Raw genomic sequence first — 13,286 nt, forward strand, 5'->3', positions numbered from 1 at the left:
ACTTTATTTTGAGATTCCTTGCTTAATCATAGGGGCAAAGAATTCATAATCAATCAGAAAAGCATCATGCCCAAATACTGAATAAATTTCATAGAATTCAACCGGTATGCCTGCCATTTCAAGTTCTTGTTTACTTTGTCTTATATCATTTACTTTAAAGAGTTGGTCGCTATTTACTCCGACTAAGGTATAGCGTGCCTTAATTCTTGAAAGAGCGTCTTGGCGGTTTTCAAAGCCCAATGCTGGATCATATAGATCGAGTGCGCGCAGTAAGCGTAAATAACTGTTGGCATCAAATCGAGAAAGAAATTTTTCACCTTGATAGCTCAAGTATGATTCAACTTGGAAATGGTCGCCATAAAATTCACTGCTACGCTTTGTTTCTCGTCCAAACGCTTTGGTCAATTGTATATCGGTACGATAGGTTAGCATGCCGAGCATTCTCGCTATTTTCAATCCTTTTTCAGGAGGCGCTTTATGATAGTAATCGCCCCCATTAAAGTTAGGATCATGAATAATGGCTTGTCTCATTATATGATTAAAGCCAATCGCTTCAGCACTGAGTGAGAGAGTAGAGCAGAGATTGACAATATTATCCATAAAATCGGGATAATATATTCCCCATTGCGTAGCTTGCATTCCACCAAAAGAGCCACCGACTACGGCTTTTAAATGAGGGATTGCTAATTGATCAAGTAATGCTTTTTGTACTTTTACAATATCTTGGATGGTAATAATAGGAAATAGGCTGCCATATTGTTTATTGGTATCGGGATTGATTGATGCGGGGCCTGTTGTTCCCTTACAGCCTCCTAATACATTAGAGCAAATAAAAAAATATTTATCGGTATCAAAGGCTAATCCAGATCCAATAAAGTTTTGCCACCATCCTTTATTATCTGATTCTATATCGAGATAAGGCTCTGAATCTCCCGTTAATGCATGGCAAAGCAGTATTGCATTAGATTTATCTTCATTTAGTGAGCCGTAAGTTTGATAAGCCACAGTAATTGATGATAGTGATCCACCAAGTACTAGATTTAAGGGCTTATCAGCAAAAAGAGTAATAAAATTTGCCATCCGATCCTCAATATTAATAAACAATTTTATTGGTAATTAACTTATAGAAGATTAAATTCTTTGTCAATAAATAGATGGCTAAATGTCTAAACTTCTAGACTTCTTTTATTTAAACTTGCAATTTTAGATAGCTAATATATTCTATGCCAATCTTATTTACTCCCTTATAGTTATGCAAAATCATCAACCAATTAAAGGCGCTATAGCGATTATTAGTGCAGGCGTTTTGTTTGCAGGGGTTAATACACTTATCCCAAAATTAACCTCTGTTTCTTCTATTGATGCGAGTGTTGTTGCTCTCGTTCAGTACTTAGCGGCATTTTTATTTTTAATGCCAAGTATGGTAAATGCGGGTTTTTTCCAATCATTAAAAACACAGCATTTTGGGCTACATTGTATAAGAGTGTTCTTATCGGCTATTGGTATACAATGTTGGACAATGGCGTTAGCGCACCCGATCCCTATTTGGCAAGGTATCGCATTATTAATGACCTCCCCCCTATTCGTTACTATTGGTTCAGGTTTGATTCTTAAAGAAAAAGTAGATAAAAAGCGTTGGATTGCGACTTTTCTCGGTTTTGTTGGTGCTATGATTATTTTAGAACCGTGGTCAGAAGAGTTTGATTGGATTGTCTTACTACCTGTTGCTGCAGCATTCTTCTGGGCAGGCTATTCATTAATGGTGAAAAAATTATCATCAGACGATTCACCAACCACAATGGTTGCTTATTTATTTATTTTGATCACGCCATTTAATCTTTTGATTGCAATGACTAATTTAAGCCCAACAGGCTTTAGCATGCCATCTTTTAGTGATTTTGGTTTTCTTATTTTACTAGGGTTCTTAACTGCTCTCGCTCAGCTAGCGGTAGCAAAAGCGTATAATTTAGCAGATGCTTCTTATATTCAACCCTTTGACTTCATCAAATTGCCTTTGAATGTATTAGCAGGATGGCTTGTTTTTAATTGGGTTCCACCAGGTAAATTATGGCTTGGTGCTGCTATCATTATTGGTGCAACGATGTATATTACTCACGCAGAAACAAAATTAGCTAAAAATTCTGATGGTCAATAAGCAAAAAAATGTAGATAAAGAAAAAGTCACTTTGTTGAGTAAAGTGACTTACTTTATGCCTAAACTCATTAAGTTGATAATTAGTGGAGGTATATCATTTTTTTGTCTAATGTTATTGATTGATATGTCAATAGGTTATTTAGTCAAAGATCGAATTTATACCAATATAGAAGATTTACCTTATCGAGAATATGCACTGGTACTTGGTACAGCAAAATATTATCCTTCAGGATCACCTAATTTGTATTATAAATATCGATTAGATGCAACCCAACAAGTATATGATAATGATAAAGTAAGCTATTTTTTAATGAGTGGAGATAATTCAACCGCCTACTATAATGAACCTAAGGTAATGACTTCAGACTTGCAGAAATTGGGAGTACCAAATACGCTTATAAAGCAAGACTATGCGGGCTATAATACGTTAGATTCTATAGTTAGAGCAGATAAAGTATTTGATTTGTCGCCCTTTACGATTATTTCACAACGTTTTCATTGCGAGAGGGCATTATTTATTGCGAAATTTTATGATATTGACGCGATCTGTTTTGTGGCACAGTATCCTGAAGAGCATTATAAAGTCAGAATTCGAGAGTTTTTTGCAAGAACGGCTATGCTAATTAATCTTATTATAGGTGTTCAGCCGACTACATTAGAAGAATCTAAAATTACTGAACTATAAAAATAAGCGGTAAGTTTAAATGTAAGTATTGAAAATAAGTTTACCGCCTCTTTTAGTTTTTTAGTTCAGTTATTTTTGTTTAGATTTAAATATTATGATAAATATAGCAAGCAATATTGCTGTTCCAATAAAACTTAATAAAGCAGACTTAGTAAATCCTAATATCAAATATCCAATCATGGTTGCAACAGCAACAACCAAAGCATAAGGTAATTGAGATGTTACATGATCAATATGATTACATTGTGCGCCGGTAGAAGAAAGAATAGTTGTATCTGAAATTGGTGAACAATGATCTCCACAAACAGCCCCAGCCATTACAGCTGATAATGATGGAAGTAATAAACTAGGATCAGCATTAGCTGCCATTGCCGCAGCAATTGGTAACATAATACCAAATGTTCCCCAACTCGTTCCTGTAGAAAATGCCATAAAACTTCCTAACACAAATAAGATAGCAGGCAAAAATGCTGGATTAATCGTATCTGCAACGAGTGTAGAAAGGTATTTACCTGTTTGCATATCGCCTACAATACCGTTAATAGTCCAAGCAAAAAATAAAATAAGAATTGCACCACTCATTGATTTTGCACCGATAAGATAAGATGAGGTGTATTCTTTAATATTTATTTTTTTATCAAACATAATAAGTAATGATGCGATAATAAGAGAGCTTATCCCACCAACAACGAGAGAAATACCTACGGTTGTATTTTCAAATGCCCCTAAAATATCAAAAGGTTTTCCACTTTCGGCTAATGCTTGGTTACCTGTTATCATCATCATAGTAACAGTTCCAACAATAAGTACAACGATAGGCAGAATAAGGTTACGGACTTTTCCTTCTGTATTTGAGTCCATATTTGAATGTTTGAATTTATCGTCTGCTAATGCTTCTTTTTCAAAACGCACCATAGAACCAATATCTAAAGTGTAGTAAGAAACTATAAATACCATAATGATAGAAAAAATGGCATAAAAATTCATTGCACTCATTGTCATAAAAGCGCCTAAAGGAGAGTATTCTGTTATGCTATAGGTCGCAAGTAATCCAGCTACTAATGTAATAATATAAGCTCCCCAGCTAGAGATTGGCATTAATACACACATTGGTGCTGCAGTAGAATCTAAAATATAAGCGAGTTTAGCTCTAGATATTTGAAATTTGTCGGTAACTGGGCGGGCAATAGCACCTACTGCAAGACTATGAAAATAGTCATCAATAAAAGTAAAGAAGACAAGGGAGGCTGCCATTAGTTTTGCACCTCTTCTACCTTTAATATGATTTTGGGCCCAAGAAGCAAACGCCTGGTTGCTACCAGAGATACTAAGTAAAGCGGTAAGTATACCCAGCAAAATTAAGAATAGAATAATATTAATGTTATTTGAATTTAGTCCATCTTCACCATAGACTAAAGACAATATATTATTTTTTAAGTGGATTATGGCATCAATGGGGTTACCATTGTTAAGCATTAATGCCCCAGCTATAATACCAATACTTAAAGATATAATTACTCTTCGCGTGAATATTGCAAGTAGCAGTGCAAGTAGTGGTGGAACCACTGACCAAGCTGATGTTGAATAATCAATTAAATTCATAAAACCTCTAGGATTGTTTTGATAATAAAATAATAGCCAAACAAAGAAAGAGATCTACTGAAAATCTTATTAAAGACAAGGAAGGGATAAATGCGAAAACCCTAGCCTAAACAGTAGCGCTCCATAAGGTAAAAATGGTTACCTTATGACAGTGTCGCACCTTTCGATAACGACCCCAGCCAATTAAGATGACGCTTAACTGACTTCGGCAAATACCCCTTTCAATTTTCTTCAACGTTCTCCACTCAGAAAATATACTTATGATGTCTGCACCTCTACAATTTGTAGGACACTGTCAGGTTACATGAATAAGTGATATTTGCCAAGTGAAAAATGAGATCATTTATTTAAAATAAAATAACAGAATGATCTATTTTATTTTTAAATAGTAAAAGAGAATCTATTTAACTTTAATAAGAAAAATACCAATATTTTAAAATATTATATTTACCAAAAAAAAATATTGAGTTAGTATATAAAGAGTAAATCTATAAAAAGTATATTTAAAAATATTAAATTTCTGGGAGTGTATTAATGTCAGATTTAATCAAAACATTGTCAAATATTCGTAGCTTGAGAGCAGTAGCAAGAGAATCTTCATTAGAACAATTAGAACTATTACTTGAAAAAGTAAATACTGTTGTAGAGGAAAAACGTGAAGAGGTAAGAGCGATAGAAGCTGAGGAAGCGAAACGCTTAGAAAGTCTGAATAAATATAAAGAATTATTGGCGCAAGATGGAATTTCTGCGGAGGAACTTGTATTATTACTTGGTGGCTCTTCAGTAGGTAAAAGACGCGAGTCTCGTTCCCCTCGTCCAGCAAAGTATAAGTTTTTGGATAATGGTATCGAAAAGACTTGGACTGGGCAAGGTAGAACCCCAAAAGCATTACAACAGGCGCTTAACTCAGGTAAATCTCTAAAAGATTTTGAAATCTAGAGGTTTTGCTAACTGTAGAAGAATTATTCTAAGAAAGAATCCATTGTTATGTGGATTCTTTTTTTATTTGTAAAAATTAAGGAAGAAATAGAGATGATTGAAGATAAGATTTTATTGACAGAATCGCCCGATTATAAAGGACTAGTCGCTAAAATTACTAATATTTGCTATAAGCATCAACTAAATATTATTAATAATACAGAATTTGTAGATGGTGATACTCATCGCTTTTTTATGAGAACAGAACTCCAAGGGATTTTTAATGATGATACGTTTATTGCTGATTTGAAATTCATGTTGCCAGAAGGCGCTACTTATAAATTAGTTCCTAAACAGCGCAAAAAAATAGTGATTCTTGTGACAAAGGAAGCTCATTGCTTAGGCGATATTTTAATGAAAAATTATTATGGTGGTTTAGATGTTGATATTGCTGCGGTAATTGGAAATCATGATAAGTTAAGAGAATTAACTGAAAAATTTAATGTACCTTTTCACTTAGTCAGTCACGAAGGCTTGAGTCGAGTTGAACATGATAAGCTACTTAGTGAACAGATAGATGAATATGCTCCAGATTATATTGTATTGGCTAAATATATGAGGGTATTAAATCCAGAATTCGTTGAACGCTATCCAAATAGAGTGATTAATATTCACCATTCCTTTCTACCAGCTTTTATTGGTGCAAAACCATATCAACAAGCTTACGACAGAGGGGTGAAAATTATCGGTGCAACAGCTCATTTTATTAATAATGAATTGGATCAAGGTCCTATCATTATGCAAAATGTGATAAATATTGATCATACTTATACTGCAGATGCAATGATGAGAGCAGGAAGAGATGTAGAAAAAACAGTATTAAGTAGAGCATTAGAGCTAGTATTATCAGATCGAGTTTTTGTTCATAAAAATAAAACAATCGTTATGTGATTGATAGTTAAGGATTATTTAAAGCATTTTAATATCATGGGAAAAGACTATAAATGAAAAAGATTGAAATTTTTACGGATGGATCTTGCTTGGGTAATCCTGGACCTGGTGGTATTGGATGTTTATTGCGTTATAAACATCATGAAAAAACAATTAGTAAAGGATTCTATCTGACTACAAATAATCGGATGGAGTTGCTGGCAGTAATTGAAGCATTATCCTTATTAAAAGAACCTTGTCATATTTCTTTATCCAGCGATAGCCAATACATGAAAAATGGCATTCAAAAGTGGATGAGTAATTGGAAAGCAAATAATTGGAAAACAAGTGGCAAAAAACCGGTAAAAAATCAAGATTTATGGGAAAGTTTGGATATGGCAATTCAACCTCATATCATTGATTGGTTTTGGGTAAAAGGACATTCAGGACACACGGAAAATGAAATATGTGATAGACTTGCCAAAGAAGGGGCTAATTCTCCTTCTTTTGTTGATAAAGGATATCAATCTTAAGTTTGGATACGATAGTTTTAATTTTGTGACTTACTTATCATTTTTGAAATAAAACTTCATTTTCTATATCAAAAATGGAATTTTCACTTTAAAATATCCGCAAGTTTAAACTTGGTGTTTAAATAATCTATTCTCAATCTCATAAGATAACCAACACAGGAGAAATCATTATGAAATTTAAAAAACTACTACTTGCATCTTTACTCGGTTTAGCGACATCAGCTTTTGCTGCTGATTATGATTTAAAATTTGGTATGGTTGCAGGACCTAGTTCAAATGAATATAAAGCAGTTGAGTTCTTTGCTAACGAGGTTAAAGATAAATCAGCCGGCAAAATCGATGTTTCAATTTATCCAAGTGCACAGTTAGGTGATGACCGTGTAATGATGAAACAATTAAAAGATGGTGCTTTAGATTTTACATTGGGTGAATCTGCTCGTTTCCAAATCTTTTATCCAGAAGCAGAAGTCTTTGCTTTACCATATATGATTCCTGATTTTGATACTGCAAAGAAAGCGTTATTTGAAACTAATTTTGGTAAAGGCTTACTTAAAAAAATTGATGATGATTTAGGTATGACTGTTTTAGCAGATGCTTATAATGGTACTCGCCAAACAACATCAAATAGAGCGATCAATAGCATTGATGACATGAAAGGGTTAAAAATCCGTGTACCAAATGCAGCAACTAACTTAGCATTTGCTCAATATGTTGGTGCAGCGCCGACTCCAATGGCATTCTCAGAAGTTTATTTAGCTCTTCAAACTAATTCTGTAGATGGACAAGAAAACCCATTACCAACGATTGAAGCTCAAAAATTCTATGAAGTTCAAAAATATTTAGCACTAACAAATCATATTTTGAACGATCAACTTTATCTAGTAAGTAATGAAACAATGGCTGATTTACCAGAAGATCTACAAAAAGTAGTGAAAGATGCCGCAGAAAAAGCAGCAGAGTACCATACTAAGTTATTTACTGATGGTGAAGAAAGTTTGATCGCTTTCTTTAAAGATAATGGTGTAACAGTTACAACACCTGATTTAAAACCATTTAAAGCAGCTCTACAACCATATTACGATGAATATCTAAATAAAAATGGTGAAGTAGGTAAACAAGCTGTTGAAGAAATCTCTAATTTAGCGAAGTAATGTCGTATTGCCTTATCTCTTTGTTTTAAGAGATAAGGCTTGTTTTTATTGGATTATTTGAGGTTCTTATGAAAATAATAAACAAATTAGAGGAGTGGATTGGTGGTGTGATGTTTATCGCCATCTTTATAATCCTTATTGCTCAGATTTTAGCGCGCCAAGTATTTGATTCCCCATTTATTTGGAGTGAAGAGTTAGCTAGATTACTCTTTATTTATGTTGCACTACTCGGTATAAGCATGGCAATTAGAAGTCAACAACATGTGTATATTGACTTCATTACTAACCATTTGCCTGAAAAAGTAAAAAAAGTTGCTAATTCATTTGTTCAAATTCTGATTTTTATTTCCATTATTCTCTTTATCTATTTGGGTTTCAAGGTTTGGCTTGATTCTAGTTTTGAGATCGTTTCTTTAGGTATATCTGAAAAATGGTTATACGCAGCTCTACCTTTCATCTCTATTTTGATGCTTTTCCGTTTCTTACAAGCTCAGCAAAGTAATGTAAATAATGGATTAACTTATATTCCAGCCATTGCATATGTAATTTTTACTATTATCATTTTTGCTATTGTGTTTATTGAACCTAATTGGTATAGAGCTCTTCGTATTTCTAATTATGTGAAATTAGGTGATTCAGCTGTTTATATTGTATTAGTTGTTTGGCTTGTAATCATGTTCTTAGGGACCCCAGTGGGTTGGTCATTATTTATTGCTACAATACTTTATTTCTTGATGACTAGATGGAATATTGTCAATTCAGCATCAAATAAACTTGTAGATAGCCTAAATAGTTTCTCTCTCCTTAGCGTTCCTTTCTTTATTTTAACTGGTATTTTAATGAATACTGGGGGAATTACAGAACGTATCTTTAATTTTGCAAGTGCTTTATTAGGCCACTATCGTGGTGGTATGGGGCATGTAAATATTGGAGCGAGTTTAATTTTCTCTGGTATGTCAGGTTCTGCTTTAGCAGATGCTGGTGGATTGGGACAGCTTGAGATTAAGGCAATGCGTGATGCTGGTTATGATGATGACATGTGTGGAGGAATTACTGCAGCATCATGTATTATTGGACCTCTTGTACCTCCTAGTATCGCAATGATAATTTACGGAGTTATTGCAAATCAATCTATTGCTAAACTATTTGTTGCAGGATTTATACCTGGTGTATTAGTAACAGCTGCATTAATGGCAATGAATTATTATATTGCGAAAAAACGAGGTTATCCAAGAACACCAAAAGCGAGTTTACAGCAACGTTGTCAAGCATTCAAAAAAGCGATTTGGGCTGTACTTACTCCAGTTCTAATTATTGGCGGTATTTTCTCTGGTTCATTTACTCCAACAGAAGCAGCTGTGATTGCAGCTCTTTACTCTACAATTATCGGAATGTTTGTGTATAAAGAGCTTACTTTAAAAATGCTCTTTAATAGCTGTGTAGAAGCAGTAGCTATTACTGGTGTAACAGCATTAATGGTTATGACAGTAACTTTCTTTGGGGATATGATTGCACGTGAACAAGTCGCAATGCGAATTGCAGACGTATTTATGGCTGTCGCTAATTCTCCAATTACAGTGTTACTTATGATTAACTTATTATTGTTATTCTTAGGTATGTTTATTGATGCCTTAGCATTACAGTTCTTGGTCTTACCTATGTTAATTCCAATTGCACAGCATTTTGGTATAGATTTAATTTTCTTTGGTGTAATGACTACATTGAATATGATGATTGGTATTCTTACTCCACCAATGGGAATGGCGTTATTTGTGGTAGCTCGTGTAGGTAATATGCCAGTAAGTACAGTAGCCAAGGGGGTCTTACCATTCCTTGTTCCAATTTTTGCAACATTGGCACTTATTACTATTTTCCCAGAAATCATTACATTTATTCCAAATCTTCTTATGCCGTAGTGTATAAAGATTAGAAGTAAGCTAGCCGGTTTCGGCTAGCTTAAAAAATCACTATTCAATGTTGTATCTGAATAGACATTCATTCTTACTAGTTAAATGAGGTAATAAAATGAAATTTACAAAAACAGCACTATTTTCAGTATTAGCAATGACAGCATTTGCAGCACAGGCTGCTCAGTATCCAGATCTGCCAGAAGGTATCAAAAGTGGTACAGGTGCAGTAATTGGTGATACTGTTTATGTTGGATTAGGTGGTACAGGTACAACAAAATTCTATTCACTCGATTTAAAAGATCCAAAAGCATGGAAAGAGATTGCAACATTTCCTGGAGGTGATCGTAATCAGCCAATTTCTGGCGTTGTTGATGGTAAGTTATATGTGTTTGGTGGGTATCAAAAAAATGCACAAGGTGCATTAAATTTAGTTAATGATGCTTATAGTTATGATCCTGTAAAAAATGAATGGACTAAATTAGAAACACGTTCTCCTAGAGGTTTAGTGGGTGCTTCAGCAGCGACTCGTGGAGATAAAATTTATGTTTTAGGTGGTTCAAATTTTGAAATTTTTGATGGAATCTTTAATGATTTAACTGCTGCTGGAGATGATAGCGCTAAGAAAGATGCAATCTCAGATGCTTATTTTAATCAAGCACCAGAAGATTATTTCTTTACAACAGAACTTTTAAGCTACCAACCAGCGAAAAATAAATGGACAAATGAAGGACAAGGTTATCCTAGAGCTGGTGCAATGTTTAGCATTGATGGTGATAATTTAATGGTTGTTAATGGTGAAATCAAACCAGGTCTTCGTACTGCTGCAACTTATCAAGGTACTTTTGGTAAAAATGGTGTTGAATGGAAACAACTTCCAGATTTACCTGGTGTGAAAGGTCAAGCTCAAGATGGTTTAGCTGGTGCAATGGGCGGTTATTCTAATGGCCGCTATATTGTAACAGGTGGTGCAAACTTCCCTGGTTCAGTTAAACAATTCAATGATGGTATGAATTGGGCTCATAAAGGTTTAACAAAAACTTATCATAATGATATTTATGCGTTTGGTGATGGGAAATGGAGTGTTGTAGGGGAATATCCAATGAACATCGCTTATGGTGTTGCTGTTAATTATGGTGACAAAGTTCTCATGATTGGCGGTGAAACTGATGGTGGTAAAGCGCTTACAGAAGTCAAAACTATGAGTTTTGATGGTGATAAAGTTGTTGTGGAATAAGATATTATCTAAAATATATCTTTAAACTTAAAAAAGAGTTGGTTCTAAATTAGAACCAACTCTTTTTATATAAAGCTGAATTAATATTTAGTATGAGTTAAAACTAAGCGACTTTAGATAAAAGTCCTTTTACCCAATCTAGCCCTGAGTAAAAGTCTTCAGATAGATAAGGTCTTAGTTGTTCTAAGCTAGTGATGACTTCATCACTATTAAGATGAAATAAATTTATATGCCCTAGCTTTCTTCCTGCTCTAACTTCTTTACCATACCAATGCAGTTGAGAATAAGGAATACCAAGCCACTCATTATGGTGCTCAATACCAATCAAATTCACCATAACATTTGTCCCATTAGTAGTTAATTGTGGTGTTGGTAAATCAAGCAATGCACGTAAATGTAATTCAAATTGACTTACAGTGCAGCCTAACTGAGTCCAATGTCCACTATTATGTACTCTGGGTGCCAATTCATTAATTAATAATTTTTCTCCAGCAACAAAACATTCCATTGCCATTACGCCAACATAATTCAATTCATCCATAATTGTGGAAAGCATTTTTTCTGCTTGAGTTTGAAATGATTGTTGATGAGGAAGGTTAAGATTAGTTACGCTATAGCGTAAAATGCCATTTTGTTGGAGATTATGGGTAATAGGGTAGAAACGATGTTCGCCATTACGAAATCTTGCACCTACAAGGGAAATTTCGCCATCAAATGGGATAAATTTCTCAGCAATTACTTCTCCAAATAATTCGGGTGTAATTTGATCTACTGAATCTTTAGTGACAATCCATTGTCCTCGACCGTCATAGCCTCCAGTTCTTCGTTTGACGACAACTTTTTCACCTACTTGTGTGAAAATATCTTGCCATTGACTTGCTGACTCGACGGTTTGCCAAGGAGATGTGGGTAGCTTGAGATGATCGAGTAGTGACTTTTGAGTGAAACGATCAGCTAATTGTCCAAACACAGATAAATTGACAAAATTAGGATGGTTACCAAGAATTTGTGTAAATGGAGTTGGTTCCCATCGTTCAATTTCAGCCGTAATCAGACTATCCGGTTCTAGATTGAATACGGGAGTATCAAAAGCAATAGTTTTCACTGTAATATCCAGAGGTGCTCCCGCATAGCGTAGCATTCTGCCAAGTTGACCATTACCTAATACATAAATAGGAGGATAAATCGTACTTTGTTGCATGGAATATTCTCAAATAAAAATAGTGGTAAGCGGTAAGATCGTTATTGAAATTGGTAAAATTTCTTTCGAAACTTACCGCTTATATTGAAATAAAGTTAAATTACAAACTTGACTAATCTCGAGGATCAGGATTATCAAGGACTGATTGTGTTTGAGAATGGCGGAATTCGTGCAATTTTTTTGCCAATTCATTATTAAAACTTGCTAATATTTGAGCTGCAAGTAACCCTGCATTAGCTGCTCCAGCTGGACCAATTGCCAATGTACCTACTGGAATGCCTTTTGGCATTTGAACGATGGAGTACAAGCTATCTACGCCACTTAACATTGAACTTTTTACAGGTACTCCAAGTACGGGAACTATTGTTTTTGCAGCAATCATTCCAGGAAGATGAGCAGCACCTCCTGCACCAGCGATAATTACCTTATATCCATTTTTTTCGGCCTCTTCAGCAAAACTAAATAGTTTATCTGGTGTCCTATGGGCAGAAACTATTTCAACATGATAAGGAATGTCAAATTGGTCAAGAATTTGCACAGCTTCTGACATTGTAGACCAATCACTTTTCGAACCCATAACGATCGCAATTTCTGGATTTTTCATTATTTACATAACCTGATTAAAAGATTGATAAAAAGTTTTTGTAGAATAGCATAATTAGCGGATTTTTTCTTAAAAAATAGGCGGAAATCAAGTGTTTTTACCACTTTAAATTTTGGGGAAAAATGGACAAATTAGCCCAATTTTGTTATTCTTATATAAATATTCGCTTACGTTTTTTTAACAAAAAATAGATGTTGTTAAAAATCAAGTGGTTAGTATTATTGTGTTTGTAAAGATAATTCAATTAGTCTTAGTATTTTTGCATTCAATCTGATTTGGCAATAATAATGATGCCATTTTAGTCATATTTCACAGAGGGTAAGCAGTCCTGTTTACTTGTATTATTCACTTATAAAAAAGGAA

At 34.2% G+C, this 13,286-nt stretch carries 12 protein-coding genes and 1 riboswitch; of the genes, 8 read left to right on the forward strand and 4 right to left on the reverse strand.

Annotated features, from left to right (window positions below):
• Positions 1 to 3 precede the first annotated feature (3 nt).
• Positions 4 to 1,080, reverse strand: coding sequence for a homoserine O-acetyltransferase MetX (metX, locus tag A6A10_RS03715; protein ID WP_121121858.1), 1,077 nt, complete (start codon positions 1,078 to 1,080; stop codon positions 4 to 6).
• Positions 1,081 to 1,252: 172 nt separating this feature from the next.
• Between metX and A6A10_RS03720 the strand changes: the two genes are divergently transcribed.
• Both A6A10_RS03720 and A6A10_RS03725 read left to right on the forward strand, forming a co-directional pair.
• Complete coding sequence (locus A6A10_RS03720) at positions 1,253 to 2,155, forward strand: DMT family transporter (protein WP_121121856.1); 903 nt, start codon at positions 1,253 to 1,255, stop codon at positions 2,153 to 2,155.
• A complete protein-coding gene (locus tag A6A10_RS03725; protein WP_121121854.1) occupies positions 2,145 to 2,840 on the forward strand; it encodes a SanA/YdcF family protein in 696 nt (231 codons plus the stop codon). The genes A6A10_RS03720 and A6A10_RS03725 overlap by 11 nt, the downstream gene beginning before the upstream one ends.
• Positions 2,841 to 2,909: 69 nt before the next feature.
• Here the strand turns inward: A6A10_RS03725 and A6A10_RS03730 are convergent, their stop codons facing one another.
• Entirely contained in the window at positions 2,910 to 4,442 is a 1,533-nt protein-coding gene (locus tag A6A10_RS03730; RefSeq protein WP_121121852.1) for a Na+/H+ antiporter NhaC family protein, read from the reverse strand.
• 106 nt (positions 4,443 to 4,548) lie between these two features.
• Positions 4,549 to 4,728: riboswitch (Lysine riboswitch) on the reverse strand.
• A gap of 248 nt (positions 4,729 to 4,976) precedes the next feature.
• Between A6A10_RS03730 and A6A10_RS03735 the strand changes: the two genes are divergently transcribed.
• From A6A10_RS03735 to A6A10_RS03760, 6 genes are all read left to right on the forward strand, one after another.
• Entirely contained in the window at positions 4,977 to 5,381 is a 405-nt protein-coding gene (locus A6A10_RS03735; protein ID WP_121121850.1) for an H-NS family histone-like protein, read from the forward strand.
• Positions 5,382 to 5,474: 93 nt separating this feature from the next.
• Complete coding sequence (gene purU, locus A6A10_RS03740; RefSeq protein ID WP_121121848.1) at positions 5,475 to 6,311, forward strand: formyltetrahydrofolate deformylase; 837 nt, start codon at positions 5,475 to 5,477, stop codon at positions 6,309 to 6,311.
• Between the two features lie 53 nt (positions 6,312 to 6,364).
• Positions 6,365 to 6,823, forward strand: a complete 459-nt coding sequence (rnhA, locus tag A6A10_RS03745) for a ribonuclease HI (RefSeq protein ID WP_121121846.1) — start codon at positions 6,365 to 6,367, stop codon at positions 6,821 to 6,823.
• A 170-nt stretch (positions 6,824 to 6,993) separates the two neighbouring features.
• A complete protein-coding gene (locus tag A6A10_RS03750; protein WP_121121844.1) occupies positions 6,994 to 7,974 on the forward strand; it encodes a sialic acid TRAP transporter substrate-binding protein SiaP in 981 nt (326 codons plus the stop codon).
• A 68-nt stretch (positions 7,975 to 8,042) separates the two neighbouring features.
• Positions 8,043 to 9,890 carry a TRAP transporter large permease subunit gene (locus tag A6A10_RS03755; protein WP_121121842.1) on the forward strand — a complete coding sequence of 616 codons (1,848 nt, stop codon included), beginning with the start codon at positions 8,043 to 8,045 and terminating at the stop codon, positions 9,888 to 9,890.
• A 109-nt stretch (positions 9,891 to 9,999) separates the two neighbouring features.
• Entirely contained in the window at positions 10,000 to 11,118 is a 1,119-nt protein-coding gene (locus A6A10_RS03760) for an N-acetylneuraminate epimerase (RefSeq protein WP_121121840.1), read from the forward strand.
• A gap of 103 nt (positions 11,119 to 11,221) precedes the next feature.
• On the opposite strand, the gene purK is transcribed toward A6A10_RS03760, so the two are convergent.
• On the reverse strand, positions 11,222 to 12,319 hold the full coding sequence (gene purK, locus A6A10_RS03765; protein ID WP_121121838.1) for a 5-(carboxyamino)imidazole ribonucleotide synthase: 1,098 nt from the start codon (positions 12,317 to 12,319) through the stop codon (positions 11,222 to 11,224).
• Between the two features lie 112 nt (positions 12,320 to 12,431).
• The gene (purE, locus tag A6A10_RS03770; RefSeq protein ID WP_121121836.1) at positions 12,432 to 12,926 is read right to left on the reverse strand and encodes a 5-(carboxyamino)imidazole ribonucleotide mutase; all 495 of its coding nucleotides are present in this window, start codon (positions 12,924 to 12,926) and stop codon (positions 12,432 to 12,434) included.
• Between the last annotated feature and the right edge of the window lie 360 nt (positions 12,927 to 13,286).

It is taken from the genome of Otariodibacter oris, from assembly GCF_009684715.1.
GTDB classification, from domain to species: domain Bacteria; phylum Pseudomonadota; class Gammaproteobacteria; order Enterobacterales; family Pasteurellaceae; genus Otariodibacter; species Otariodibacter oris.

Excerpts from the sequence above, each read along its gene's own strand:
- purU (WP_121121848.1), top strand. The coding sequence starts at position 5,475 with ATGATTGAAGATAAGATTTTATTGACAGAATCGCCCGATTATAAAGGA.
- A6A10_RS03720 (WP_121121856.1), top strand. The coding sequence starts at position 1,253 with ATGCAAAATCATCAACCAATTAAAGGCGCTATAGCGATTATTAGTGCA.
- A6A10_RS03760 (WP_121121840.1), top strand. The coding sequence starts at position 10,000 with ATGAAATTTACAAAAACAGCACTATTTTCAGTATTAGCAATGACAGCA.
- A6A10_RS03730 (WP_121121852.1), bottom strand. The coding sequence starts at position 4,442 with ATGAATTTAATTGATTATTCAACATCAGCTTGGTCAGTGGTTCCACCA.
- purK (WP_121121838.1), bottom strand. The coding sequence starts at position 12,319 with ATGCAACAAAGTACGATTTATCCTCCTATTTATGTATTAGGTAATGGT.
- metX (WP_121121858.1), bottom strand. The coding sequence starts at position 1,080 with ATGGCAAATTTTATTACTCTTTTTGCTGATAAGCCCTTAAATCTAGTA.
- A6A10_RS03725 (WP_121121854.1), top strand. The coding sequence starts at position 2,145 with ATGGTCAATAAGCAAAAAAATGTAGATAAAGAAAAAGTCACTTTGTTG.
- A6A10_RS03755 (WP_121121842.1), top strand. The coding sequence starts at position 8,043 with ATGAAAATAATAAACAAATTAGAGGAGTGGATTGGTGGTGTGATGTTT.
- A6A10_RS03750 (WP_121121844.1), top strand. The coding sequence starts at position 6,994 with ATGAAATTTAAAAAACTACTACTTGCATCTTTACTCGGTTTAGCGACA.
- A6A10_RS03735 (WP_121121850.1), top strand. The coding sequence starts at position 4,977 with ATGTCAGATTTAATCAAAACATTGTCAAATATTCGTAGCTTGAGAGCA.
- rnhA (WP_121121846.1), top strand. The coding sequence starts at position 6,365 with ATGAAAAAGATTGAAATTTTTACGGATGGATCTTGCTTGGGTAATCCT.